14 protein-coding genes, 3 rRNA genes and 1 pseudogene are annotated in these 26,906 nt (G+C 67.0%); 12 read left to right on the top strand and 6 right to left on the bottom strand.

Annotated features, from left to right (window positions below; genetic code table 11):
- Positions 1–2,002 precede the first annotated feature (2,002 nt).
- From CK206_RS06975 to rrf, 4 genes are all read left to right on the top strand, one after another.
- Entirely contained in the window at positions 2,003–2,524 is a 522-nt protein-coding gene (locus tag CK206_RS06975; protein WP_096905960.1) for a hypothetical protein, read from the top strand.
- A gap of 1,163 nt (positions 2,525–3,687) precedes the next feature.
- Positions 3,688–5,204 (top strand): 16S ribosomal RNA (locus CK206_RS06970).
- Positions 5,205–5,545: 341 nt separating this feature from the next.
- Positions 5,546–8,641, top strand: a 23S ribosomal RNA gene (locus CK206_RS06965).
- Between the two features lie 92 nt (positions 8,642–8,733).
- A 5S ribosomal RNA gene (gene rrf / locus CK206_RS06960) occupies positions 8,734–8,850 on the top strand.
- The 16S, 23S and 5S rRNA genes sit together here, the layout of an rRNA operon.
- A 74-nt stretch (positions 8,851–8,924) precedes the next feature.
- Here the strand turns inward: rrf and CK206_RS06955 are convergent.
- From CK206_RS06955 to malQ, 3 genes are all read right to left on the bottom strand, one after another.
- Entirely contained in the window at positions 8,925–9,809 is an 885-nt protein-coding gene (locus CK206_RS06955; RefSeq protein WP_216824121.1) for an IS3 family transposase, read from the bottom strand.
- Entirely contained in the window at positions 9,806–10,099 is a 294-nt protein-coding gene (locus CK206_RS20095) for a transposase (protein WP_205475954.1), read from the bottom strand. Before CK206_RS20095 ends, CK206_RS06955 begins: the two co-directional genes overlap by 4 nt.
- A gap of 129 nt (positions 10,100–10,228) precedes the next feature.
- Positions 10,229–12,382, bottom strand: coding sequence for a 4-alpha-glucanotransferase (gene malQ / locus CK206_RS06950; protein WP_216824120.1), 2,154 nt, complete (start codon positions 12,380–12,382; stop codon positions 10,229–10,231).
- Between the two features lie 137 nt (positions 12,383–12,519).
- Here malQ and CK206_RS06945 point away from each other — a divergent pair, with 137 nt between their 5' ends.
- The 4 genes and pseudogenes from CK206_RS06945 (at position 12,520) to CK206_RS19985 (ending at position 17,719) form a co-directional block, all read left to right on the top strand.
- A complete protein-coding gene (locus CK206_RS06945; protein WP_096905959.1) occupies positions 12,520–13,731 on the top strand; it encodes an acetyl-CoA C-acetyltransferase in 1,212 nt (403 codons plus the stop codon).
- Positions 13,732–13,768: 37 nt separating this feature from the next.
- Positions 13,769–15,958, top strand: coding sequence for a 3-hydroxyacyl-CoA dehydrogenase NAD-binding domain-containing protein (locus CK206_RS06940; RefSeq protein WP_096905958.1), 2,190 nt, complete (start codon positions 13,769–13,771; stop codon positions 15,956–15,958).
- A gap of 198 nt (positions 15,959–16,156) precedes the next feature.
- Positions 16,157–17,191: pseudogene (locus CK206_RS06935) on the top strand (IS630 family transposase); the annotation flags it as partial.
- A gap of 66 nt (positions 17,192–17,257) precedes the next feature.
- On the top strand, positions 17,258–17,719 hold the full coding sequence (locus tag CK206_RS19985; RefSeq protein WP_173674833.1) for a MaoC/PaaZ C-terminal domain-containing protein: 462 nt from the start codon (positions 17,258–17,260) through the stop codon (positions 17,717–17,719).
- Positions 17,720–17,769: 50 nt separating this feature from the next.
- Here the strand turns inward: CK206_RS19985 and CK206_RS06930 are convergent, their stop codons facing one another.
- Both CK206_RS06930 and CK206_RS06925 read right to left on the bottom strand, forming a co-directional pair.
- A complete protein-coding gene (locus CK206_RS06930) occupies positions 17,770–18,921 on the bottom strand; it encodes a MalY/PatB family protein (protein ID WP_096905956.1) in 1,152 nt (383 codons plus the stop codon).
- A 43-nt stretch (positions 18,922–18,964) separates the two neighbouring features.
- Positions 18,965–19,576, bottom strand: a complete 612-nt coding sequence (locus tag CK206_RS06925; RefSeq protein ID WP_096905955.1) for a hypothetical protein — start codon at positions 19,574–19,576, stop codon at positions 18,965–18,967.
- Positions 19,577–19,741: 165 nt separating this feature from the next.
- On the opposite strand from CK206_RS06925, the gene CK206_RS06920 reads away from it, so the two are divergent.
- The 4 genes from CK206_RS06920 to CK206_RS06905 all read left to right on the top strand — a co-directional run bounded on the left by CK206_RS06920 (position 19,742) and on the right by CK206_RS06905 (position 26,178).
- Positions 19,742–21,199: a NarK/NasA family nitrate transporter gene (locus CK206_RS06920; protein ID WP_096905954.1), complete on the top strand. Its 1,458-nt coding sequence runs from the start codon at positions 19,742–19,744 to the stop codon at positions 21,197–21,199.
- Between the two features lie 40 nt (positions 21,200–21,239).
- Positions 21,240–23,411: a molybdopterin oxidoreductase family protein gene (locus tag CK206_RS06915; protein ID WP_096905953.1), complete on the top strand. Its 2,172-nt coding sequence runs from the start codon at positions 21,240–21,242 to the stop codon at positions 23,409–23,411.
- A complete protein-coding gene (locus CK206_RS06910) occupies positions 23,408–24,925 on the top strand; it encodes an FAD-dependent oxidoreductase (protein WP_096905952.1) in 1,518 nt (505 codons plus the stop codon). Before CK206_RS06915 ends, CK206_RS06910 begins: the two co-directional genes overlap by 4 nt.
- A 128-nt stretch (positions 24,926–25,053) precedes the next feature.
- Positions 25,054–26,178, top strand: coding sequence for a uroporphyrinogen-III synthase (locus CK206_RS06905; RefSeq protein ID WP_173674832.1), 1,125 nt, complete (start codon positions 25,054–25,056; stop codon positions 26,176–26,178).
- Positions 26,179–26,420: 242 nt separating this feature from the next.
- On the opposite strand, the gene nirD is transcribed toward CK206_RS06905, so the two are convergent.
- Positions 26,421–26,843, bottom strand: coding sequence for a nitrite reductase small subunit NirD (gene nirD / locus CK206_RS06900; protein WP_096905950.1), 423 nt, complete (start codon positions 26,841–26,843; stop codon positions 26,421–26,423).
- Positions 26,844–26,906: the final 63 nt, after the last annotated feature.

Raw genomic sequence — 26,906 nt, 5'->3', positions numbered from 1 at the left:
CGTGCGTCTCTAGCGGGCTGGGCGGTCGAAGAGCGAGCATCCTCACCAACGGAAGTTTCGTGTCCATCCTCGAGGGTTCCTCCACTATCAGGGTTTTTGACGACGACGCGTGCTTGATTCCCACCTAGGCCGGGCAGCTCGTGCTTGTTCTCCTCTTCAGCTGGCGACGATCCGCCCGTCGGTAGTCTTTCCACGCAGGGATGGCCCGGGATACCTTGCGTCGTCGTTGGAGGTGGCCGTTACTGTGGGCACGGGATCGTCGTTGAAGACGGTGACTATCGGTCGAAGTCGTCACCTGACCGAGCCAGAAGACTCTGACGACACTCACCTCGTGCGCCCAGATCGGCGAGCCCCGCCCGGATAGCCATGAAGCTGGAGAATCTGGGACTCGGAGTTCGCACGCGATGAGGTCTGCGCGGGGGTCACCGGCATTCCTGTCTCATTCGGCCCGCCGGAGATGGGTCGAGCAGGGAAGTCCGTGGACGGGTGCAGCGCTCGAGCTCCCTGTTCGGCCCAGGGTCAGACGGGAGCGCTGGCGCCCTGATCGTGGATGAACACGCCGTCGGGGCTGATCTTGTCGCCGTCCGTCCTCGGCTCACTACCCACCTCGAACAGCCGCCTTCTCCACGAGTGTGAGGGCGCCCGTGTAGCCGGTCTCGGGCGGCAGCGCGATCGTGTCGTCCCCGCCCGGGGGTAGAAAATCACCGCAGGGGGTGACCGGGTGTGACCAGGTCATCTTCGATAGAGGCGGCGAGAGCCTAACGCTCAACGTGCAGCTCTGTAGCTGCTCTGGTCCACTCGGCGGCCACGACCGGCCAAAAATTGTGCGGGCGCTCGGTTTAGATCCCGTCCTCTCCGGCATGGTGGGTGACGCGGTGCGGAAAGGGGCTCATGGGCAGAGCCGAAAGGCAGTCCTCTGAACCCCCCGAGGTTGGTGTCGGGCCGTCGTTGCAGGTTCGGACGAAGGCTGCCGCCGGGTTACAGTCCAGCACCGCGGACGGTCAAAGCGCCGGGCTCGAGGGCGCTTCTCACGCTGGCTGGCTCGGCTGAATCTCGGCCCGGCTCGAGGGCCGCGGCGAGGGCATGCGCGCACTCTGCCGGTTGGCACCCGGCCGTGGACGCAGCAATGCCGGCGGGGCACACCGGCTCGTCGGCCCAGGCATTGTCCGCTAGCGGTTCCACTCGGGTGCTGAGGGCACCGGGCCGACGAGACGGTTGACCCGGGTTCCGATGACCGCGGATCGTGTTCGAGTGAAGGCCTCAGCGGCTGGGGGGGCCATGAATGATCGCGACGTGGCCGATGATCACGACATGCCCAATTGCCGGTCGCGATGCCGAACATCTCGCGGTCCAGCCATCACCGCCGAGAATGGTGGGGCCATCGCGGTCCCAATGATGAACCTCGTGGGGAGTGCGCTGACCGATCACCGCGGGCTCCCGAGTCGGGCCTCCCAGGAGTCGTCGGATGCGGCCACCCGGGCGAGTACGCCGATGTCCGAATCGATAGAGATCTCGTCGGTGTCGCAACCGGCTCGCGCGTCGCCCGACACGCGAGCGGCGGGACGGCACGGGGGTCTGCAATCACGAAGAGGCGCCGTGGGGAACCGTAGACAAACCACCTCCACGGCGTTATCCGGTTGGTCGATGAGGAGGGCGGCAATCCCGGAGGCGTTCAGAGTCCGAACGTGGCAACAGTCGAAGTAGTGTCGGCCGCGATCCATCAGCGTGTTCGCGTCGCGCATGGTCAGGGCCGGCACGAAAGAGACGAGTACGGTCGACGCTAGCGTCCAGATTGGCGCGCGGATCATCGATCACGCGGTACCGGGTCGACGACGCGCGGGAGTCGGGGTCAGAGCACAAGCTCCGCTTCGAGCGAGACGGCGGTCCCACGGGCGAGGAGCTCTCGCATGTCAAACAGGGTCGGTTGCGGGGCCACAGCCTAGGAGGCTGACATCCGCTGTCGGGGAATGCACGAGTGCCGTGACTTCCTGGAAGCGGGCCGGTGTCGGAGGAGCCCCAGATCTCGTTGGCTGACCCGCCCGAGGTCGCCCATGCCGCCGGGGAGCTCAAGACCCCCGACCATCTCCGCTGGTTCAGCGAGCTCGCCGACACCGCCCGCGGCCGGGGCTCGACCTTCGGGGAATACCCGGCCACAGTCCTGGGACGCCGGGTCGACGGCCGTGAAGGTTCCCGGCATCCGGCATCCGGCATCCGGCTTCGCAGTCGCGCGGCGCACGTTCCGCGAATCACGATGCTCGGGGACCTCAACGTCGGCCATCAACTCACCTTGCTCAGGGAGGTGCTAGAGCATCCGACGGCGAGCACGTACCTCGCCGAGGCCGCCGGCGTCGGGCGCCTCGGGCCTCGGGCTGGCAGAACCCGGCTGGCTGTCGCGCTCGGATACAGGGCGATTGCCGGTGGCTACGCCGTGCAATTCGACCCCGCGGTCGGATGGCCGGCCGAGCTCCAGACCGCGCATGCCGAGAAGCACCCAGAACCCGGGCTACGTGAGCCGAGGCGCTGAAAGCCACTCCGCATCGACGAGGCCGGCGGTACACGGCCGACTTCGGTGCCGCGAGACTGTTCTGCCGGTTCGAGGCTCACCGCCACGAGTGACGTTTGATCCTGGGCACCCAGAACACACCGGTCTGGCGCGGGCCAGATCGTCGCCCAGGCCATCGTCGTCGTCGTCGAGATGACGGGCCACCTCATCCACCACGCCGAGATCCGCACACGAGGCGGACACCCCCACCGAGGCGGGACATGTCGAGGGCTCTTGACCGCTCAGCCACGCAACCGGAGGGGTCCGATTCCGGCCGTCACGTAGGTGGCAATACCCACCCGCCGTTGACACCCCCGTCCCGATCGCGGGGTCGGACTGGTCGAACAACACCCACTCACGACTCGGGCACGCCCTAGGGAGCGGGGACCGGCGTGGTGTTCTCGCCTGGTGTGTTCGCCTCGCGATGCGGTTCCGACCGGAGTTCGCCAGCCGCAGGCGGGGAGACCCGGTGAAGGCTCGGGGGAGAGCCCAGCATCGACTGTTCCACCGAACGGGCCACACCCCCCGAGCCGCAATGGGTTCTCGACGAACCGCGGCCGACGCCCGGTCGGGCGTAGGTCGTGGGGCCGAGCGGACAGACGACACGCCGATGGTCCAGGCGGAAGACTCGGAAGGTCTCAGCCGGGAGCCCGCAAGGGTGGTGGTGGTGCCGCTCCACCTGTGCCCTCGACAGGCCAAGGCGTCTTGATTCGACAAAATGGGTATCTACCAGCGAAAACAGGCCGGATTTGGTTTCGTGGACACTCCCGTGTAACTTTATCGGAGCCGCCAGGGAGCGGGCCGGAGCCGAGAGGCGAGGGCCTGGTTCGGGTGGTGGGAAAGTGCGGGTGTCCGGTTCTCCTGGTTTGACTGGGGCGGGCGGGTCACCTACGCTGGAGAAGTTGCCCCGAGCGGGTGGCGGATTGCAGTGACTACCCCGCGAGCTGGTTGTCTTCGGATGGCTGGTCAGTGGTGTGTGGGTGTTGTTTGAGAACTCAACAGTGTGTTTTGTTTGTGATAGTGCCAAATTTTTTGTTTGGTTGCGACCCTTTCACATCCCTGTCGTGGGGGTCGCGTTTTTGTTTGAACAGCCAGTTTTTGGTTTGTTTTTGCTTGGATTGTGCTTTTCGTAGTGCTGAGAAGCTTTTATGGAGAGTTTGATCCTGGCTCAGGACGAACGCTGGCGGCGTGCTTAACACATGCAAGTCGAACGGTAAGGCCCCTTCGGGGGTACACGAGTGGCGAACGGGTGAGTAACACGTGGGTAATCTGCCCTGCACTTCGGGATAAGCCTGGGAAACCGGGTCTAATACCGGATATGAACTCCTGCCGCATGGTGGGGGTTGGAAAGTTTTTCGGTGCAGGATGAGCCCGCGGCCTATCAGCTTGTTGGTGGGGTAATGGCCTACCAAGGCGACGACGGGTAGCCGGCCTGAGAGGGTGATCGGCCACACTGGGACTGAGACACGGCCCAGACTCCTACGGGAGGCAGCAGTGGGGAATATTGCACAATGGGCGAAAGCCTGATGCAGCGACGCCGCGTGGGGGATGACGGTCTTCGGATTGTAAACCCCTTTCAGTAGGGACGAAGCGCAAGTGACGGTACCTGCAGAAGAAGCACCGGCTAACTACGTGCCAGCAGCCGCGGTAATACGTAGGGTGCGAGCGTTGTCCGGAATTACTGGGCGTAAAGAGCTCGTAGGCGGTTTGTCACGTCGTCTGTGAAATCCCTCGGCTTAACCGGGGGCGTGCAGGCGATACGGGCAGACTTGAGTACTACAGGGGAGACTGGAATTCCTGGTGTAGCGGTGAAATGCGCAGATATCAGGAGGAACACCGGTGGCGAAGGCGGGTCTCTGGGTAGTAACTGACGCTGAGGAGCGAAAGCATGGGTAGCGAACAGGATTAGATACCCTGGTAGTCCATGCCGTAAACGGTGGGCGCTAGGTGTGGGGTCCTTCCACGGACTCCGTGCCGTAGCTAACGCATTAAGCGCCCCGCCTGGGGAGTACGGCCGCAAGGCTAAAACTCAAAGGAATTGACGGGGGCCCGCACAAGCGGCGGAGCATGTGGATTAATTCGATGCAACGCGAAGAACCTTACCTAGGCTTGACATATACAGGACGACGGCAGAGATGTCGTTTCCCTTGTGGCTTGTATACAGGTGGTGCATGGTTGTCGTCAGCTCGTGTCGTGAGATGTTGGGTTAAGTCCCGCAACGAGCGCAACCCCTGTCTCATGTTGCCAGCACGTGATGGTGGGGACTCGTGAGAGACTGCCGGGGTCAACTCGGAGGAAGGTGGGGATGACGTCAAATCATCATGCCCCTTATGTCTAGGGCTTCACACATGCTACAATGGCTAGTACAGAGGGCTGCGATACCGCGAGGTGGAGCGAATCCCTTAAAGCTGGTCTCAGTTCGGATTGGGGTCTGCAACTCGACCCCATGAAGTCGGAGTCGCTAGTAATCGCAGATCAGCAACGCTGCGGTGAATACGTTCCCGGGCCTTGTACACACCGCCCGTCACGTCATGAAAGTCGGTAACACCCGAAGCCGGTGGCCTAACCCTTGTGGAGGGAGCCGTCGAAGGTGGGATCGGCGATTGGGACGAAGTCGTAACAAGGTAGCCGTACCGGAAGGTGCGGCTGGATCACCTCCTTTCTAAGGAGCACTCACCACGCTTTGGTGTGGTCAGAGTTTGCGCAGGGTTCGCGTCCGAATGTGGCGCGCTCTGTGGCTCATTGGGTGGAACACTATCGCGTAGGACTCGCCTTGATCTTCGGGCGTCGGCTCAGGGCCGGCGTTCCGGGGGGAGCGTGGTCCGGACGAAACACACTGTTGGGTGTCTGAAACAACACCATCGGGCCTTCGGGTTTGGTTGTTTCTGATGGCACTGATTCCCGAGACATCTGATGCGCCATACGTGGCCGGGGTGTGGGTGGGGTTGGTGTGTGTTGTTTGAGAACTGCACAGTGGACGCGAGCATCTTTAATTGTTTGTGAATGTAAGTGTGTAAGAGCACACGGTGGATGCCTTGGCACCAAGAGCCGATGAAGGACGTAGTAGGCTGCGATAAGCCTCGGGGAGCTGCCAAACGAGCTGTGATCCGAGGGTGTCCGAATGGGGAAACCCAGCACGCGTGATGGCGTGTTACCCGCATCTGAATACATAGGGTGTGTGGAGGGAACGCGGGGAAGTGAAACATCTCAGTACCCGCAGGAAGAGAAAACAATAGTGATTCCGTCAGTAGCGGCGAGCGAACGCGGATCAGGCTAAACCGCATGCGTGTGATACCCGGCAGGGGTTGCGTGTGTGGTGTTGTGGGGCATGATGTCCCGGTTCTGCCGGACCGGGCGCTGATTGATCGCGGGTTAGGGGAACGACTTGGAAGGGTCGGCCGGAGAGGGTGAGAGTCCCGTACCTGAAAACCTTGCGGCGGGGCGATTTGTGTTCCCAAGTAGCAGCGGGCCCGTGAAATCTGCTGTGAATCTGCCGGGACCACCCGGTAAGCCTAAATACTTCTTGGTGACCGATAGCGGATTAGTACCGTGAGGGAATGGTGAAAAGTACCCCGGGAGGGGAGTGAAATAGTACCTGAAACCGTGTGCTTACAATCCGTCAGAGGCTCATAAGCTGATGGCGTGCCTTTTGAAGAATGAGCCTGCGAGTTAGTGGTATGTCGCGAGGTTAACCCGTGTGGGGAAGCCGTAGCGAAAGCGAGTCCTAATAGGGCGTTTCAGTGGCATGCTCTAGACCCGAAGCGGAGTGATCTACCCATGGCCAGTGTGAAGCGACGGTAAGACGTCGTGGAGGCGCGAACCCACTTAGGTTGAAAACTGAGGGGATGAGTTGTGGGTAGGGGTGAAAGGCCAATCAAACTCCGTGATAGCTGGTTCTCCCCGAAATGCATTTAGGTGCAGCGTCGCATGTTTCACCTCGGAGGTAGAGCTACTGGATGGCCGATGGGCCCTACAAGGTTACTGACGTCAGCCAAACTCCGAATGCCGAGGTGTGAGAGTGCGGCAGTGAGACTGTGGGGGATAAGCTTCATAGTCGAGAGGGAAACAGCCCAGATCGCCGGCTAAGGCCCCTAAGCGTGTACTAAGTGGAAAAGGATGTGGGATCGCTGAGACAGCCAGGAGGTTGGCTTAGAAGCAGCCACCCTTGAAAGAGTGCGTAATAGCTCACTGGTCAAGTGGTCCTGCGCCGACAATTTAGCGGGGCTCAAGTACACCGCCGAAGCCGCGGCATTCATACAATAACCTCCTCCGGGCAGGTGTATGGATGGGTAGGGGAGCGTCGTGTGGCCATAGAAGCGCCGGAGTGATCCAGGCGTGGAGGCCACACGAGTGAGAATGCAGGCATGAGTAGCGAATGACGAGTGAGAAACTCGTCCGCCGAATGATCAAGGGTTCCTGGGTCAAGCTAATCTGCCCAGGGTGAGTCGGGACCTAAGGCGAGGCCGACAGGCGTAGTCGATGGACAACGGGTTGATATTCCCGTACCCGTGTGTGCGCGCCCATGGTGAATCAGTGATACTAACCGCCCTGAACGTCCTAGAGCATCCTTCGGGATGACGTGGACCGGATGCGCGGGACCTGAACTGGTAGTAGCCAAGCGATGGGGTGACGCAGGAAGGTAGCTGGGCCAGTCAGTGGTTGTACTGGTGTAAGAGTGTAGGCCGTGACATAGGCAAATCCGTGTCACATCAAGGCTGAGACTTGATGCATACCCGTTGTGGGGAATTCAGTGATCCTATGCTGCCGAGAAAAGCCTCTAGTGAGTTCATACACGGCCCGTACCCCAAACCGACACAGGTGATCAGGTAGAGAATACCAAGGCGATCGAGAGAACTGTGGTTAAGGAACTCGGCAAAATGCCCCCGTAACTTCGGGAGAAGGGGGACCACGCCCGGTGACGATCCTTGCGATCTGAGCTGGGGGTGGTCGCAGAGACCAGAGAGAAGCGACTGTTTACTAAAAACACAGGTCCGTGCGAAGACGTAAGTCGATGTATACGGACTGACGCCTGCCCGGTGCTGGAAGGTTAAGAGGACCGGTTAGCCGCAAGGCGAAGCTGAGAATTTAAGCCCCAGTAAACGGCGGTGGTAACTATAACCATCCTAAGGTAGCGAAATTCCTTGTCGGGTAAGTTCCGACCTGCACGAATGGCGTAACGACTTCTCTGCTGTCTCGACCACAGACTCGGCGAAATTGCACTACGAGTAAAGATGCTCGTTACGCGCGGCAGGACGAAAAGACCCCGGGACCTTTACTATAGCTTGGTATTGGCGTTCGATTCGGTTTGTGTAGGATAGGTGGGAGACTGTGAAGCATGCACGCCAGTGTGTGTGGAGTCGTTGTTGAAATACCACTCTGATCGTATTGGACGTCTAACCTCGGCCCATGATCTGGGTTAGGGACAGTGCCTGGTGGGTAGTTTAACTGGGGCGGTTGCCTCCTAAAGAGTAACGGAGGCGCCCAAAGGTTCCCTCAGCCTGGATGGCAATCAGGTGTTGAGTGCAAGTGCACAAGGGAGCTTGACTGTGAGACTGACACGTCGAGCAGGGACGAAAGTCGGGACTAGTGATCCGGCACCGGCAAGTGGAAGCGGTGTCGCTCAACGGATAAAAGGTACCCCGGGGATAACAGGCTGATCTTCCCCAAGAGTCCATATCGACGGGATGGTTTGGCACCTCGATGTCGGCTCGTCGCATCCTGGGGCTGGAGTAGGTCCCAAGGGTTGGGCTGTTCGCCCATTAAAGCGGCACGCGAGCTGGGTTTAGAACGTCGTGAGACAGTTCGGTCTCTATCCGCCGCGCGCGTAAGAAACTTGAGGAAGGCTGTCCCTAGTACGAGAGGACCGGGACGGACGAACCTCTGGTGTGCCAGTTGTTCCACCAGGAGCATCGCTGGTTAGCTACGTTCGGAAGGGATAACCGCTGAAAGCATCTAAGCGGGAAGCCTGTTCCAAGATGAGGTTTCTCACCACCTTCGCGTGGTTAAGGCCCCCCACAGACCATGGGGTTGATAGGCCGGAACTGGAAGCGCAGCAATGCGTGCAGGTGACCGGTACTAATCGGCCGAGGGCTTACACACAAACAGCCCCTAAAGAATCGCAACGCGTCCACTGTGCAGTATCTGAAACAACACACCCACGCGGAAAACACGTGGGCCTTGTTTCACAGAGTTACGGCGGCCATAGCGGCAGGGAAACGCCCGGTCCCATTCCGAACCCGGAAGCTAAGCCTGCCAGCGCCGATGGTACTGCACTCGTGAGGGTGTGGGAGAGTAGGTCACCGCCGAACACAACTTCACACGAGAGCCCCGAATCACCCTCACCGGTGACTCTGGAGTGTTCCCGCTAAAGTGGCCACTGCAATTAAGCGGCGAGTTCGTATATGTCTCTGAATCCTAGTTCAAACTCGGCTGGTGTCAAATAGCCCAGTGTGGAATGTCGTCGCGTCCTGTTGTAGTACTCCTCGATCCAGATGAATGTGCTCTTTTTGAGTGATTTGAGAGTGGGCCATGGGCGCGTGTGAATGAGTTCCTTCTTGTAGCTCGCGAAGAATGATTCTGCGACCGCGTTGTCGAAACAAATGCCAGTTCGCCCCAATGATCGTCTGATATTGTTTTCACTGCAGTATTTGTCGAAGTCGGTGGACGTGTATTGAGTTCCGCGATCGCTGTGGAATATGACTTCTCCGGATGGTCGACGGCGAGCGATGGCCATGTCCAGTGCGTCGGTGACCAGCTCGGTGCGCATGTGGTCGGCCACGGCCCATCCGACGACCATCCTGGAGTGCAGATCGATGACCGTGGCCACGTACGCCCAGCCGTTCCAGGTCCGCACGTAGGTGATATCGCCGCACCACTTGGTGTTCGCCTCTGCCGCCGTGAAGTCGCGGCCGATGAGGTCAGGTGCGGCGACGGGGCTGTCTCCGGCGACGGTGGTGCGCTTCCACGCCTTCGGGTGGCGGCCTTCCAGGCCTGCGGCCTTCATGAGCCGCCACACCCGCTTGTGCGAGGCCCGGCGGCCGCCGGCGGCGAGCTCGGCGCGCATGCGTCGAACGCCGGGACGGCCGTTGAGGTGCTCGTAGTGGTGCTCGATCAGCGCTGTTAACTCGTCGTCTCGGAGGTCTCGAGCTGAGCGGGACGTGCCGCGCCACTTGTAGTAGCCAGAAGTCGAGACGCCGAGTTGAGCACACATGAACGTGACCGGGTAGGAGTTGGATTCAGCCCAGTCCGCGATAGCCGCGAATTTCACCGCGGGTCTTTCGCGAACCAGGTCGCTACTTTTTTTGCGAACTCCGCCTCCATCCGGGCGTGCTTCACTTCTTCGCGGAGGCGCTCGAGTTCTGCCCGCTCGTCCTCATTCAACGGGCGGTCAGAATCGCCGTTTCCCTCGTCTCGAGTCTTCTTCACCCATTTCCCCAGTGTCATCTCGTGAACGCCGATACTGCGTGCAACTTCGGCGATCGTACGGCCATCGTCGATGACCAAACTTACCGCGTTGGCCTTGTACTCGGCAGTGAAGCTCCGACGAGTCGATCCCATAATCCGCTCCCTCTATCTTGGGGGAACTCACCGCTCATCTCCGGGTGTCCACCAGAACGGGAACGGTCCACTCGGGGCTCTCGTCATTTCACCCACACCAGGCCGGCCCACACCAGGCCGACCCGGCCATCAGGCCAGCCGACCGCCGGCGGCACCCATCACCCGACGCGCCAACAACGAACCCCGCAACTGCTCCACACCCACCACCTCACCACCGGGACCCGACAACGGCACCCGCCAATTCGGATACTCATCCGACGTCCCCGGAACATTCACCGCACGGCGATCACCCACGAGATCCGCCACCGACACGGCGAACAACAGCGACGGCGACTCGGCCACGAATCGATGCAGTGCCACGACCAGATCATCGGGGGAGTCCCCGTCGAGCAGGCCACGCTCCCGCACGACAGCAGTGAAGGCCTCGATCTCGGCCTCGGCACCACGACGTTCCTCGGCGCTGTTGCCCGTCAACTGTCCCAACTCCTCGCGGATATCCACATGGACGAGGTCGGCGTAGCCGGCGGTCGGCGGGAGATCATGGGTCGTCACCGACGCCATACACAGCCGTCGATAGTCCTCAGGCGGGATCGGGGCGTCCTCGTCCTGCTCGAACCACATCACGGACGTGCCCAGGATCCCGAGCTCGGACAACGTCTCGCGGACCCCCGGAGCCACCGTTCCCAGGTCCTCGCCCACCACGACCGCGCCGGCCCGTGACGCCTCGAGTGCGAGAACTCCGAGCATCGCCTCGTGGTCATAGTGGACATATGTGCCCTCGGTCGGAGCCGCGCCCCGGGGAATCCACCACAGCCGGAACAGGCCGAGGATGTGATCGATCCGGACGCCGCCTGAATCCCGCAATGCCGCGCGGACGATGTCGCGGAAGGGACGGTAGCCCTCCTCGGCGAGGGCGTCCGGACGGAGCGGCGGCTGCGACCAGTCCTGACCGCGTTGGTTATAGGCGTCCGGGGGAGCACCCACCGAGACCCCACGGGCCAGTGAATGGTGGAGCGACCACGCATCGGCGCCCGTGGGATGGACCCCCACCGCCAGATCGTGCAGGACCCCGAGACGCATCCCCGCGGAAAGGGCCTCGTGCTGGGCGTGCGCCCGCTGCTCCGCGACCAACCACTGCAACCACAGGTGGAAACGGATCTCTTCCGGATTCTCGTCGGCGTAACCCGCGACGGCCTCCGAGCCCGGATCCCGGAGTTCCTCCGGCCAGGTGGACCAGTCGGGGCCGTGGTTGCCGGCCAGCGCGGACCACGTGGCGAAGCCCAGAATCCCGGGCTGCTCGTCGACGAACCGGTCGAACGACTCGGCCCGGGCGCGGGATAGCGGGACCATGAACAGGATCCGCAACGCCTCGAGCTTCGCGGTCCACGAACTGTCACGATCGATCGTGTCCACAGTGTTGGTCGCAGCCGCGGTGCGGGCCAGGTCATCCACGCGACGGCGATCGGCGGCGGACAGGGCGGAGTACTCCGGCACGAGCTCGGGGCGCAGGTACAGGGGGGAGGCGAACCGGCGGGTCGTCGGGAGATAGGGCGACGGACCGACCGGCACGAACGGCTCACCCGCATGCATGGGGTTGACCAGGACGAAGTCCGCGCCGAAGTCGCGGCTCGCCCACCCGGCGAGGTCCCCGAGGTCGGCCAGATCGCCGACGCCCCAGGACTGTTCCGACCGGACCTGATAGATCTGTGCCGCCAACCCGACTGCACGGTGCTCCTCGAGTCCGGCGGGCACGGGGATCGCGCGGGGATGGACCAGCAGGGTGCACTCACTGGAGTGGCGGGTGCCGTCCGGGGCTCGGACCACTGCGGTGACGCGATGCCATCCGACGGGCAGATCATCGGGGACCGCCAGAGTGACCCGCTCCATCGCCACCCCGTCGACATCCCGGGCGATCCGGGGTTCGTCAAGGGGGAGCAACGTCGACGGCACGTCGGCGTCCTCGAGAAGGACCTCGACATTCACGATCGCGCCGCGCGGGACGTGGACCGGGCACCCGATGGCGGTGCCCTCACGCGCCACCAGCGTCGGTGGCAGCACACGTCGCCAGGGGCGCAGACGAACAGCACCGAGTGCCTCACGTTCGGAGACGCCGCCCTCGTCGTCGTCGCCGCCGACCTCGACGCCCATCGCGGCGAGCACCGCGCGCAGGGTCGAGGCCGGGACCTCGCGACGGACGCCGTCGGCGTCCTCGTAACTCGATGCGACGCCGCAGACGTCGGCGAGCTCGGCCAGGGCAGGGGATACGGCGTGGTTCTCGGTCACGGGACCCACTGTGCCACCGGAGCGAGCCCGGTGAGTCTCGTGCAGAAACGGACCGCAGTCCGAACCGTCCGGTGGGCACAACGTAGTGTGAAGCGGAACACGTATCAGCTCGCCCAGAGAAAGGCCGTGGACCACCCATGACCGAGGCATTCATCTACGACGCCATCCGGACTCCGCGAGGCAAGGGCAAGCCTGGCGGCGCCCTGCACGGGGTCAAGCCGATCGACCTGGTCGTCGGCCTCATCGAGGAGATGCGGCGTCGCTTCCCCGATCTCGACGAGAACCGGATCTCCGACATCATCTACGGGATCGTCACCCCGACGGGGGATCAGGGCATGGACCTGCCGCGGATCGCCGCGCTGGCCGCCAAGATGCCCGACACCGTCGCGGGTGTGCAGATCAACCGTTTCTGTGCCTCCGGTCTGACCACGATCAACATGGCAGCGCAGAAGATCCGTTCCGGGTGGGACGAGGTCGTCCTCGCCGGTGGTGTCGAGTCGATGTCCCGGGCGCCGATGGGCTCCGACGGCGGCGCCTGGGCTCTGGACCCGGCCACCAACTACGACACCTACTTCTCCCCGCAGGGGATCGGCGCCGACCTCATCGCCACCCTCGAGGGGTTCACCCGCGAGGACGTGGACCGCTACGCCGAGCGCTCGCAGCGCCTGGCCGCCCGCGCATGGGAAGAGGGGCGCTTCGCCAAGTCCGTCGTGCCCGTCAAGGACATCAACGGCGTCACCATCCTCGACCATGATGAGCACATGCGCCCGGGCACCACCGTCGAGGCCCTGGCCAAGCTCAAGCCGTCCTTCGCCATGGTCGGCGACATGGGCGGATTCGACGCGGTGGCACTGCAGAAGTACCACTGGGTCGAGGAGATCAACCACGTCCACCACGGTGGCAACTCGTCCGGCATCGTCGACGGCGCCGCACTCGTGGTCGTCGGATCGGAGAAGGCCGGGCAGGAGATGGGCATGACCCCGCGCGCCCGCGTCGTCGCCGCGGCCACCTCCGGTGCCGACACCACCATCATGCTGACCGGGCCCACCCCGGCGGCCAAGAAGGCGCTCGCCACCGCCGGCCTGACCCCCGACGACATCGACCTGTGGGAGCTCAACGAGGCCTTCGCCTCCGTCGTGCTGCGCTTCCAGAAGGACATGAACATCCCCGACGAGAAGCTCAACGTCAACGGCGGCGCCATCGCCATGGGGCACCCGCTCGGCGCGACCGGCGCGATGATCACCGGCACGGTGCTCGACGAGCTCGAGCGCACCGGCGGCAAACGAGCCCTCATCACCCTCTGCGTGGGTGGCGGCATGGGCGTGGCCACCATCATCGAACGCGTCTGACCCGCACCGACACCACAGGCATAGGAGTAGAAAACCAGTGAGCGAAAACATGTTCCGGTGGGAGCAGGACGGCGACGGCATCGTCACCCTCACCATGGACGACCCCGACCACGGCGCCAACACGATGAACGCCCGGTTCATCGACGACTTCTCCGCCACCGTCGACCGCATCGAGGCCGAGAAGGAGTCCATCAAGGGCGTTGTGCTGACGTCCGCCAAGAAGAGCTTCTTCGGCGGCGGCGACCTCAAGTCCATGATCAAGGCCGGTCCCGACCAGGCCGACGAGCTCTTCGAGCGGTCCATGAGCATCAAGGGCCGCATGCGCGCTCTTGAAACCTGCGGCGTTCCGGTCGTGGCCGCCCTCAACGGCGCGGCCCTGGGCGGTGGCCTCGAGCTCGCGCTCGCCTGCCACCACCGCGTCATGGCCGACGCCCGCGGCGCCAAGGTCGGCCTGCCCGAGGTCACCCTCGGGCTGCTGCCGGGCGGCGGCGGCATCGTCCGCACCGTCCGCATGTTCGGCCTCGCGCAGGCCGTGCCCAACATTCTCATGTCCGGCCGGTCCTTCGCCCCGGACAAGGCTCTCAAGGCCGGCCTGGTCGACGAGGTCGTCGAGCCCGAGAAGCTCCTCGACGCAGCCAAGGCCTGGATCAAGACCGACCCCGAGGCGAGCCAGCCGTGGGACCGCAAGGGCTGGACCCTGCCCGGCGGCACCATCAGTGACCCGGCGCTGGCCGGCGTCCTGCCGTCGTTCCCGGCGAACATGCGCAAGCAGACCAAGGGCGCACCCTCCCCGGCACCGCGCGCCATCATGGCCGCCGCCGTAGAGGGCTCGCAGGTCGACTTCGCCACCGCCGAGAAGATCGAAGCACGCTACTTCGTGTCCCTCGTCACCGGCCCCATCGCGAAGAACATGATCCAGGCGTTCTTCTTCGACATGCAGCACTGCTCCTCGGGCGGGGCCCGGCCCAAGGCCGCCGACGGCTCGGAGATCCCGCGCACCCAGTTCACGAAGGTCGGTGTCCTCGGCGCCGGCATGATGGGCGCCGGCATCGCGTACGTGTGCGCGAAGGCCGGGATCGAGGTCGTGCTCAAGGACGTCGAGCAGTCCTCCGCCGACAAGGGCAAGGCGTACTCGGAGAGCATCGAGGCCAAGGCCCTCGAGCGCGGTCGCACCACGCAGGAGAAGTCCGACGCCCTGCTCGCCCGCATCACCCCCACGACAGACCCGCAGGCCCTGGCGGGGTGCGACCTCGTGATCGAGGCCGTCTTCGAGTCGCCCGAGCTGAAGAAGAAGGTGTTCCAGGAGATCGAGGACATCGTCGCCCCTGACGCGCTGCTCGGCTCCAACACCTCGACCCTGCCGATCACCGACCTCGCCACGGGCGTCAAGCGGCCCGAGGACTTCATCGGCCTGCACTTCTTCTCGCCCGTCGACAAGATGCAGCTGGTCGAGATCATCAAGGGGGACAAGACCACCCCGGAGACGCTGGCCAAGGCGATCGATCTCACGCTGGCCATCCGCAAGATCCCGATCGTGGTCAACGACTCGCGTGGCTTCTACACCTCACGGGTCATCGGCACGTTCGTCAACGAGGCGATCGGGATGCTGGCCGAAGGCATCGAACCCGCCACCATCGAGCAGGCCGGCCGCATCGCCGGCTACCCGGCGGCCCCGCTGCAGCTGTCCGACGAGCTGAATCTCAACCTCATGGTCAAGATCCGTCAGGCGACCCGCGACGCCGCAGAGGCCGCTGGTGAGGAGTTCGTCCCCGACGCCGTCGACCAGGTGATCCTCAAGATGGTCGAGGAGCTCGATCGTTCCGGCCGCGCCGCCGGCGCCGGGTTCTACGAGTACGCCGACGGCAAGCGCGCCGGATTGTGGTCGGGCCTCCGCGAGGCGTTCAACACCTCCCCGGACAACGCACCCCCGCTGCAGGATCTCATCGATCGCATGATCTTCGCCGAGGTCCTCGAGACGCAGAAGTGCGTCGACGAGGGCGTGATCGTCGACGACGCGGACGCCAACATCGGCTCCATCATCGGCATCGGATTCCCGGCGTGGACCGGCGGCACCCGCCAGTACGCCAAGAACTACTCCGAGCCGGGGGCCAAGGTCGCCACCGGGTACAAGGGCTTCGTCGCCCGCGCCGAGGAGCTGGCCGCCAAGTACGGTAAGCGCTTCGCGCCCACCGAGTCGCTGAAGAAGCTGGCAGCCGAGCAGGGCTGACCTCCTCCCACACTGCCCGTACGGCGGTCGTCCCGGGGATACCGGGGCGACCGCCGTACGAGCATCCCGGCGCGTGCGAACGCCCTGCGGTGTCACGGAACGTGTGCACCACCTCGCACGGGAGGGCGTTCGGGGCCGCTGTTCCTATTGTCGCGTGTCGTTAGTTACTAAATGCTTGGGCGTTTGGGAGAATGGGTTATGCCCAATAGCCCAGCTCCGGCTTTGATTCTTCGTGATGGTGACCGCGAGGAGTTGGAGTCGTGGACGCGGTCAACGTCGATCCAATCGGGGTTGGCGATGCGGGCGCGGATCATCCTGCTCGCGGCGGAAGGTCAGGCGAACTCTCGGATCGCTGACCGGGAGCGAACGACGCCGACGACGGTGTGGAAGTGGCGAGGCAGGTATGAGGCGGATGGGATCGCGGGCCTGTTCGACGAGTCGCGCTCTGGCCGGCCGAAGCGGATAGATGACCAGAAGATCATCACCACGACGTTGACTCCTCCGCCGAAGAAGTACGGGGTGACGCACTGGTCCTCACGCCTGCTGGCGGATCATCTGAAGATCGGTAACGCCACCGTGGCCAGGGCGTGGCGCAAGTTCGGGGTGCAGCCTTGGCGGGCCGGAACGTTCAAGTTCTCCACCGATCCCGAACTGGTCGCGAAGGTCACCGACGTGGTGGGGTTGTACTTGGCGCCACCGGACAACGCGATCGTGTTGTGTGTTGATGAGAAGAGTCAGATCCAGGCGCTGGATAGGACCGCGCCGATGCTGCCGATGCGCACCGGGAGCATCGAAAGGCACACCCACGATTACAAGCGGCACGGCACCACGACTCTGTTCGCTGCGTTGGACATTGCGACCGGGCACGTCACCGGTGCGGTCAAGCCGAAGCATCGCCATCAGGAGTTCCTGGCGTTCCTGCGTCAACTCGACCGCGCCTACCCGGAGGTTGACCTGCACTTGGTGATGGACAACTACGCGACCCACAAGACCCCGGCGGTGAAGGTGTGGCTGGCACAGCATCCGCGGTTCCACGTGCACTTCACCCCGACGTCCGGATCCTGGCTCAACCTCGTGGAAGTCTGGTTCGGGATCATTGACCGGCAGGCCATCCGCCGTGGTGTCTTTACATCCGTCAAGGACCTCAATGCCAAGATTCGCCAGTTCATCACGGGCTGGAACGACCGCAAACACCCGTTCGTCTGGACTAAAACTCCCGAACAGATCCTCGCGAAAGCGAACCCTAAACCAACTTCAGAAACGCGACACTATGGCCGATTCGCAGAAAGGGAAAGCGAGATGTCCGAGCTGATCACGGCGGACGATCTGCACAGTGGATATCGGATCCGACTCGGGGAGATGACCCTCTCGGAGGAGGAGATCGTCGAGTTCGCGTCCGAGTGGGATCCCCAGTGGTTCCACACGGACCCGGCCGCCGCTGCGACCGGGCACCACGGAGGCGTGATCGCCAGCGGCATCCACACCGTGGCGATCCTCCAGAGGCTCAGCGTGGAGGCGTTCTACTCACGGTCGGCCGTGATCGCCGGGCGCGGATTCGAGCGCCTGCGCTTCACCGCCCCGGTGCGTCCGGGCGCCACGCTGAGTGGCACGGCCACCGTGACCGAGGTGAGCCTCGACGAGGCGAGGGGGCGGGTTGGGATGGACATCGAGATGCACGATCAGGACGGGCGGACCGTCCTCACCGCCACGATGACGGTGTTCCTGTGGCGCCGCGGCCACGGTGGCGCCGCCGGCGGGTGACGGCGGGGCCGGACCCGAACCCGATCCGCGCGAGCGCGTGGAATCCGGCGTCAGCCGCGCTCTGCGGCGACTCGGCCCATCCGCACGAACGCCTCGGTGAGCAGCTCGGCGGAGCAGGCGAAGTTCACCCGGGCGAATCCCTTGCCCTCCGAGCCGAACGCCGGCCCGGGGCTGAGCGCCACCCGCCCCTCGTCGAGGAACGCCGCGGCCGGGTCGTCACCCAGGCCCGGGTAGCCGCGCAGGTCGATCCATGCCACGAACCCGGCGTCGGGCCGACGCCACCGCGCGCGGGGAAGGTGCTCGGCCAGCAGCCGCCCCATCAGATCGAGGTTCGACGCGAGCGCGGAACGCAGCTCATCGAGCCAGTCCAGGGACCCGGTCAACGCGGCCTCCGCGGCCAACGCCCCGAAGTGCCCCACGGCGCCCGACAGCGCCGAGCGCCGGACGTGGAACCGCTCCGGGTTGCCGTTGATCACGAACGCGCACTTGAGTCCGGCGAGGTTGAACGCCTTGGACGCCGACGAGATGGCCAGCCCCACCTCGCGCGCGGTGTCGGAGGCGGCCAGGAACGAGTGGAACTCGACTTCCGGCATGGCCAGGGGCGCCCAGATCTCGTCGGAGACCACCACGGCGTCGTGCCGCGCGGCCAGGTCGGCGAGCTCGGCCAACTCTGCCTGGCCGTGAAGAACGCCCGTGGGGTTGTGCGGGTGACTGAGCAGCACGGCCCGGGCCCCGTCGGCCAACGCCTGCTCGATGCCCGCCAGGTCCAGTCGCGGGTCCTCGCCGTCGTGGTCGACCAGGGGCACCGCGACCGGCGTCATCCCCACGCGCCGGATCCACGGTCCGAACGGCATGTACACCGGCGGCGTGTACACCACGCCGCTCCCGGCCGGGATGGTCCGGGCGAGGGTCTCCCGCACGCCCACGCCGACGTCGTTGACCGGCACCACCGCGTCCTCCGGCACGTCGTACCCGAAGCGCGAGTAGTACCGCGCGCACACACCGGCGAGTCGCTCGATCTCGGCGAAGTAGCCGGTGTCGCCGTCCGCCACCGCGGCGGCGAGGCGCTCCCGGATCGCCGGGGCGAGCAAGACGTCGGTCTCGGCCACGAACAGCGGCAGGACGTCCTCGGGGTAGGCCACCCACTTCTGGCTCCGCCGTCTACGCAGCTCGGACTCGGGGACATCCAGGGGGAACGGCACGGCGGTGGGTCCTTTCGCAGCGGGTTCGACCGTCCCAGGTTACTCAGCTGCCGGGCACGAACTCCGGGTGCACCCACACGTCGAAGTCCCGGGAGTCGGCGCCGAACGGGGAGAGCGGCATCAGCGAGACCCACGTGGTGGTAGTCGAGCCGGGGACGGTGCCGGCGGGGATTCCGATACCGCCCGACGTGGTGGGCCATTCCAGCTCGTAGGCCAGGTCGTAGGCGCCCCGGACGCTCCCGTCGGCCGCGGACCCCGTCGATCCGGTGATCACGTCCGAGAGCACCGTGATGCGGTGGAGCCGGTGCGGCGTCCCCGAGGGGTCACGTTGCCAACAGTCCGATCCCTGGGACACGTAGTTCGAGCACCAGATCTCCGTGTCCGTGCCGAACGGGGAGAGCACGCGCATGGGTGCTCCGTTCGGGGCCCAGAACTGCGGATCCGACGGCGCGACGGCGTAGGGCCAGTACGAGAGCTCGGCCCATCCGAACGGGCCGTCGGTGGCGGGTGGGAACGGGCGGTCGGCGGGCCAGGCGGGATCGTCGAGTGACTGGGCGAGGGCGGCGGGCGCGGTCGCGAGGGGGCCGAGCAGCGGCGTGGCCAGGAGGACCGCGGCGAGAGCGACGCGGCGGAGTCGTGTGACGGTGCGTGACATGGACCCAGTCGACCACGCGAGCGGCACCCTCACAGGCCGATCCGTCAGACGTGAGTACACCGTGACGGGACCGTCACGACGGGTAGCGCGGGGGAAACAGCGAATTCCTACCGTTGCGTGGCACAGGGCGCCGGGTGGGTGCCCACGACGGGGGAAGGACTGTCGATGCCACGCTCACACGTGATCGAGAACTGGGATCCGGAGGACACCGCGCAATGGGAGGCGGGGGGTCGCCGCGTCGCGAAGCGCAACCTCTACTGGTCGGTGTTCGCCGAGCACGTCGGCTTCTCTGTGTGGACGCTGTTCGCGGTGATGGTCCTGTTCATGCCGGCAGACGTGTACGGGCTGGACGCGCCGGACAAGTTCCTGGTCTCCGCGGTGGTCACCCTCACGGGTGCGTTCCTGCGCATCCCGTACACGCTGGCCACCGCGACGTTCGGCGGCCGCAACTGGACCATGTTCTCCGCGTTCGTCCTGCTCATCCCGGCGGGCGCGATGCTGTGGATCATGGCCAATCCCGGTCAGCCGCTGTGGCTGTACCTGGTTGTGGGTGCCCTCGCGGGCCTGGGCGGCGCCAACTTCGCCTCGTCCATGACCAACATCAACGCCTTCTTCCCGCAGCGCATGAAGGGCTGGGCGCTGGGCCTCAACGCGGGCGGCGGCAACCTGGGTGTGGCGACCATCCAGGTGGTGGGGCTGGTGGTGATCGCCGCGGCCGGAAGCCGCTCGCCGCACTGGGTGATCGCGGTGTACCTGGTCCTGCTGGTGGTCGCGGGGATCGGCGCGGCATGCAAGATGGACAACCTCGAGCACCACACCGTGGACGTGACGAGTATGCGCGACGTGGCAGGCGACCGCGACGGCTGGGTGCTGTCACTGCTCTACATCGGTACCTTCGGCTCGTTCATCGGGTTCAGCTTCGCCTTCGGGCAGATGCTCACCATGACCTTCACCGGTAACGGGCAGTCCCCGGCCGACGCCGCTCTCCACGCCGCGCAGATCACATTCCTCGGCCCGCTGCTGGGCTCGTTGACCCGCATGCTGGGTGGCCGCCTGTCCGACCGCTTCGGCGGTGCCCGGGTCACCCTGGTGACCTTCCTCGGCATGGCCGCGACGACGGTGGCGCTGATCGTCACCTCGAGCATGCAGGCGGCCGACGGCGGCCGACTGTCCGGCGGCGCGCTGGTGTTGTTCTTCGCGGCGTTCCTCACCCTGTTCGCGCTCACCGGGGTGGGCAACGCCTCGGTCTACAAGATGATCCCCACCGTCTACGAGGCCCGTAGCCGCGGCCTGGACCTGCCGGAGGCCGCCCGGGCGGCGTGGTCGCGCGCGCATTCGGGCGCCCTCATCGGGGTCGCCGGCGCGGTCGGCGCGTTCGGCGGGTTCCTCATCAACATGACCCTGCGCAGCTCCTACCAGTCATCGGGGTCCGCGACCTGGGCGTTCGTGGCGTTCACGGTCTTCTACGTGGTGGCGGCGCTCGTCACGCGGGCGGTGTACCTCCGGCGTCCGAGCGCCGCGCCGACGGGGGCCGGGGCAGCGGCGACAGTGCCCGGGGGCGCGGCGTCCAGCACCGCGTCGGAACAGGGCCGGGCCGCACGTCCGGTGCCGGCCGCGCGCTGACCGACGGGGACTAGGGGACGACGACGACGAGGAGAGCACCATGACGACCGTTCGCAGCAGCCCGGAGGTGCCGAACCTGACGACGGTGCCCGAGCCCGTTGAGGCGGGCCCCGGCGGGGACCGGCCCACCCACACGCACTGCCCGTACTGCGCCCTGCAGTGCGCGATGACGGTGACGCCGGCGGCGGACCCGACCGAGGCGGTCGAGGTGGCGCCCGCGTGGTTCCCCACCAACCGTGGCGGGCTGTGCCGTAAGGGGTGGACGTCGGGAGAGCTGCTCGATCACCCGGGCCGGCTCACCACCCCGCTCATCCGTCACGACGGGCGATTGGAGCCGTGCGACTGGGACACCGCCCTGGACCGCGTGACCGAGGGGATCCGCCGGGCGCAGGCCGCGGGCGGGCCCGACGGTGTGGCCGTGTTCGGCGGGGGCGGCCTGACCAACGAGAAGGCCTACCAGCTGGGCAAGTTCACCCGGCTCGCGCTGGGCAGCCGGCTCATCGACTACAACGGCCGCTGGTGCATGTCCAGCGCCGCGGCGGCCGCGAACCGCAGCTTCGGCCTCGACCGCGGACTGCCGTTCCCCGTCACCGACCTCGCCGACGCCCGGGCCGTGATGCTCATCGGTGCCAACCCCGCCGACACCATGCCTCCGTTCCTCCAGCACCTCGACACGGCAGCACGCGCCGGCGGGCTCGTGGTGGCCGACCCCCGGCTCACCGCGACCGCGCGGCGCGCCCTCGACGGGGGCGGTGTGCACCTGCGACTGCGCCCCGGCACGGACGCGGCACTCGCGCTGGGACTGCTGCACCTCGTCGTCGTCACCGGCGCGGTCGACACGCGGTACATCGCCGAGCGCACCAGCGGATTCGCCGACGCGTGGGCGCACGCCGCCGCCTGGCTTCCCGACCGCACCGAGCGCGTCACCGGCGTCTCTGTCGCGCACCTCGAGCGGGCGGTCGCCCTGCTCGCCGATGCCCGCGACGCCGGGGCGGGGTCGTACATCCTCACCGCCCGGGGCGCCGAGCAGCACGCCGACGGCACCGCCGTGGTGGGCGCCGCCATCGCGCTCGCCTTGGCGCTGGGACTGCCGGGACGTCCGGGGAGCGGCTACGGCACCCTCACCGGGCAGGGCAACGGGCAGGGCGGCCGCGAGCACGGGCAGAAGGCCGACCAGCTGCCCGGGTACCGGATGATCACCGACCCCGCCGCCCGCGCGCACGTCGCCGGGGTGTGGGGAGTGGACCCGGAGCAGATCCCCGGCCCGGGTCTGTCGGCGTTCGAACTACTCGACTCGCTCGGCCGGCCGGGCGGGCCCACCGCGATGCTGCTCCACGCCTCCAACCCGGTGGTCTCCGCGCCCGACGCCGACCGGGTGACCGAGCGGCTACGCGCGCTCGACACGCTCGTCGTGGCCGACTTCGTCCTCTCGGAGACCGCCGCGCTGGCCGACGTCGTCCTGCCCGTGCCCCAGTGGGCGGAGGAGGAGGGCACGCTCACCAGTCTCGAGGGCCGGGTGCTGCGGCGACGCCTGTCCGTCACCCCGCCCGCCGGCGTGCGCGACGAACTGTGGATCTGGCACGAGCTCGCCCGCCGCCTGGACCGCGGACCCGAGCGGTTCCCGACCGACGCCCGCGCGGTGTTCGATGAGCTCGCCCGCGCCTCCGCCGGCGGCAAGGCCGACTACTCGGCGATCGACTGGGACCGACTCGACGCCGGCGAGGCCCTCCACTGGCCGTGCGGCGCCGACTCGCCGGACGGCACGCCCCGCCTGTTCCTCGACCGCTTCGCCACGCCCGACGGCCGCGCCCGGTTCGTCGTGGACGAACCGCGCGCACCCGCCGAACCACCCGACGCCCAGTTCCCGCTGCTCGGCACCACCGGCCGCCTGCTCGCGCACTACCAGTCGGGCGCCCAGACCCGGCGGGTCGCCGAGCTCGCCGGCGCCGAACCGGACATGTGGGTGCAGGTCCACCCCGTCGTGGCACGCGCGGCCGGCCTGGTCGACGGCGAAGCGGCGCGCGTCGTGTCGCGGCGGGGCGCGGTCGAGGCCGTGATCCGCTGCGACGAGGACATGCGCACCGACACCGTATTCCTGCCGTTCCACTTCCCGGGCGACGGCCGGGCCAACCTGCTCACCCTGCCGGAGCTCGACCCGCACAGTCGGATGCCCGAGTTCAAGGTGTGCGCGGTCCGGCTGGAGGCGGCATGAGCGCGCGCCGCGTCGTCGTGGTGGGCGCCGGGATGGCCGCAGCCCGACTCGCGGAGGAACTGCGCGTCGGCGAGCCGGACCCGGAGCGGTTGTCGGTGACCGTGCTGGGCGCGGAACCGGAGGAACCGTACAACCGGATCATGCTGTCCCACGCCGTCGCGGCCCGGCCGGTCGCCGCCCCCGACGCCCCCGACGCGCCCGCAGCGGCTCCCGCGGCCCCCGCCCCCGTCGCGCCAGCGCCGGTTGCCCGGCTCAAGCCCTCGGCCTGGTGGGAACGGCACCACATCACGGTCCGGACTTCTACACCTGTCGCGGCGATCGACCGCGCCTGCCGCGAGGTGGAGCTCGCCGACGGCGAACGCATCGGCTACGACCACCTGGTCCTGGCCACGGGAGCCGCACCCCGCATCCCGCCCGTCGACGGCATCCGCGGCCCGGGCCGTGGTCTGGCGCCCGGCGCGTTCACCCTCCGGGATGCCGCGGGTCAACGAGAACTGACCGCTCATCTCGCCGCACACCCCGGCCCGGTCGCGGTCGTCGGTGCGGGCTTCATCGGCCTGGAGATCGCCTGCGCACTCGCCGGGGCGGGGCACGACGTCGTCGTCGTCCACCCCCGCGACCGGCCCATGAACGGGTGCCTCGACGCCGGCGCCGGCGCCGTACTGGTCCGCGCTCTCGCGGCACTCGGGGTGCGGGTGCTCACCGGCGTACGCGCCACGAGGTGGGACGGCGTCACCCTGACGCTCGACGACGGCGAGGTGCGCTGCCGGACGGTCGTGCTCACCGCCGGGTCCGCGCCCCGGACGGACCTGGCGCGCGACGCCGGGCTGGAGGTGGGCCACGGCGTGGTCGTCGACGACGAGCTGACCACCAGCGATCCCGCCATCTCCGCGATCGGCGACTGCGCGCAGCACCGGGGCGTCGTCGCAGGTCTGGTCGCGCCCGCCTGGGACCAGGCCGTGGTGCTGGCCGCCCGGCTCAGCGGCGCGGACCCGCGGGCGAGATACCTCGGGGGCGCGGAGGTGACCAGACTCAAGGCCCACGGGCTCGACGTGGTCGCCCTGGGCTCCCTCGCGGCCGACGTCTACGGATCGCGGTGCCCGGACACCGGTGCGCCGATCGAGGTCACGACCCTGAGCGAACCCGCCCGCGGACGGTACGCCCGCGTCGACGTGGCGGGCGGACGGGTGGTGGGCGCCGCGCTGATCGGCCACCCCGAGCCGGTCGGGACGCTGACGCAGCTGTTCGAGAACGCCCTTCCCGTGCCTGACGACGTGGTGTCGGTGGTGCTGGGACGGGCCGAGGCGGTGGCCGCACAGACACCGTCGACCATGCCGGCCGCGGCGGTGGTCTGCCGCTGCAACGGTGTGAGCAAGGGAGACCTGGTCGCGGCCTGGGCCGACGGGGCACGCGACAACGGTGCCCTGGCGCAGCGGACCCGCGCCGGGACGGGCTGCGGTGGGTGCTCGTCGGCGGTCGAAGGGATATGCGGATGGCTACAGGAGGCGGGATGACGAGGGACGAGCGGTCACGGGACGCGGAGGCGGGTGCGTGCGGTGCTGCGGCGGGGGCGGACGACGTGGTGGAGGGAAACCTGCCGGACACACGCCTCGGTCATGATGGGGGAGTGACCGATTCCGACGTGACCACCTCCGAACCCGATCTCCCGCTGCTCGGACGTACTGTCGCCGTCACCGCCGCCCGGCGAGCCTCCGAACAACGGACCCTCCTCGAGCGGCGCGGGGCCACCGTCCTGCACGCCCCGGCGATGCACATGATCCCCATCGCCGAGGACACGGTGGTGCGCGAGGCCACCGGTCGCCTGCTCGCCGCGCCCGCCGACCTCATGGTGCTCACCACCGCGGCCGGCGTGCGCTGGTGGATGCAGGTGTGCGAGGAATGGGGCCTGGCCGACGACCTGCTCGAGCTGATGGGCGCGGTCCCGCTGTACTCCCGCGGACCCAAGACCACCGGCGCGATCCGTGCCGCCGGCCTGCGCGAGCACGCCTCGGCCAAGAGCGAGGCCAGCCCGGAGCTGCTGGAGATGCTGCTCGAGCGCGGCGTGGAGGGTCTGACCATCGGCGTCCAGATCCAGGGCGCGGGCTCCGGGTGGAATCCGATGTCGGTGCTGCTCGACGGGCTCCGCGAGGCGGGGGCCGACGTGATCGAGGTGCCTGTCTACCGCTGGGAGCTGCCCGAGGATCTCGCGGCACTCGACGATCTGGTGCGGACCATCGCGGCGCAGGGCGTCGACGGCGTGACCTTCACCGCGGCGCCGGCGGTGGTGGCGGTGCTCACGCGGGCCGAGGCCCTGGGCGTGTTCGACGACCTGCTCGACGCGCTCAGCGGGCCCGTCGCCGCACTGTGCGTCGGGCCGGTGACCGCGGCGCCACTGGCCGAGCTCGAGGTGCCGTTCACCAGTCCGGACCGGATGCGGTTGGGCTCACTCATGAGGCACACCACCGACGAACTCGCCGCCCGGACCGCGCCGATCCAGGTCGCCGGACACGAGCTCACCGTGTGTGCGGCGGCCGCGCTGGTCGACGGACAACCGGTGGAGCTCACCCCGGCCCAGCTCGCGCTCCTGCGGGTCCTCGCCCGACGCCCCGGGGCCTGCGTGAGTCGCGATGATCTGCTCGCCGCCCTGCCCGGGGACGGGACCGACCTGCACGCCGTCGAGACCGCGATGGGTCGGCTGCGGCGCGCGCTCGGCGTTCCCGACCTGGTCACGACCGTGGTCAAGCGCGGATACCGACTCAGCATCTAAAGGCGCCGCCGGCCCTGCGGACTCCTCGACGTACGCGCCCTGAATGGTCCACACCCGCAGCGTAACCCGCCAGTGAATGTGCATATTGCCATCGCACGCCAGCGGGGCGGCGCACGCCAGCGGGGCGGCGCACGCCAGCGGGGCGGCGCACGCCAGCGGGGCGGCGCACGGAGAAGGGGCAGCGCACCCGCGAGTGGGTGCGCTGCCCCCGGTTCGGGAACGGGCCGCCGGCCGGGCGGCGCCTACGCCGCGATCACGCGGGCATGCCGGACGGCGGGCTGGGTAGCCACGAACACCGTGCCATCGGCGGCGACCCGGGCGGGGAACACCGAGAGTCCGTGCGAGGGGTCGTCGAGGCCGCGACCGTCGGCCAGCGCATAGGCCTGCTTCCCGATCGGTGAGATCACCGCGGGTTCGCCGGCGCGGTCGCCCACCAGGCCGCGGCTCATCACGGCGGCCCGGGCGACGGGGTCGATGTTGCAGAGGGCGCGGACCTCGTCGTCGTCGATCTTGTACACCGCCACTTGGCGGCCGTCGGGCAGCAGGGCGGCGACCCCACGCCCCGGGATGAGGCGGCCGACCGGGCAGACGGCGATCTCGGCGGGGCGCGCGGCGCCCGATGCGGGAGCGGGGCGGGTGGCGGTGAACAGCTGGGTGGTGGTCATGACGGATCTCCTCCTGGTGGGCGGGACTGGTGAGCGGAAGTAGTGGGCGGAGCTGGTGAGCGG

It is taken from the genome of Dietzia sp. WMMA184 (assembly GCF_002441635.1).
GTDB classification, from domain to species: Bacteria; Actinomycetota; Actinomycetes; order Mycobacteriales; family Mycobacteriaceae; genus Dietzia; species Dietzia kunjamensis.
Note: the sequence above shows the minus strand (reverse complement) of the source record. Positions and strands in the feature narration are given on the sequence as shown.

What these genes read in the sequence shown, in the direction of transcription:
- CK206_RS20095 (WP_205475954.1), bottom strand. Translation starts at nt 10,099, where the DNA reads ATGGGATCGACTCGTCGGAGCTTCACTGCCGAGTACAAGGCCAACGCG.
- CK206_RS06945 (WP_096905959.1), top strand. Translation starts at nt 12,520, where the DNA reads ATGACCGAGGCATTCATCTACGACGCCATCCGGACTCCGCGAGGCAAG.
- CK206_RS19985 (WP_173674833.1), top strand. Translation starts at nt 17,258, where the DNA reads ATGTCCGAGCTGATCACGGCGGACGATCTGCACAGTGGATATCGGATC.
- CK206_RS06925 (WP_096905955.1), bottom strand. Translation starts at nt 19,576, where the DNA reads ATGTCACGCACCGTCACACGACTCCGCCGCGTCGCTCTCGCCGCGGTC.
- CK206_RS06920 (WP_096905954.1), top strand. Translation starts at nt 19,742, where the DNA reads ATGCCACGCTCACACGTGATCGAGAACTGGGATCCGGAGGACACCGCG.
- CK206_RS06915 (WP_096905953.1), top strand. Translation starts at nt 21,240, where the DNA reads ATGACGACCGTTCGCAGCAGCCCGGAGGTGCCGAACCTGACGACGGTG.
- CK206_RS06910 (WP_096905952.1), top strand. Translation starts at nt 23,408, where the DNA reads ATGAGCGCGCGCCGCGTCGTCGTGGTGGGCGCCGGGATGGCCGCAGCC.
- nirD (WP_096905950.1), bottom strand. Translation starts at nt 26,843, where the DNA reads ATGACCACCACCCAGCTGTTCACCGCCACCCGCCCCGCTCCCGCATCG.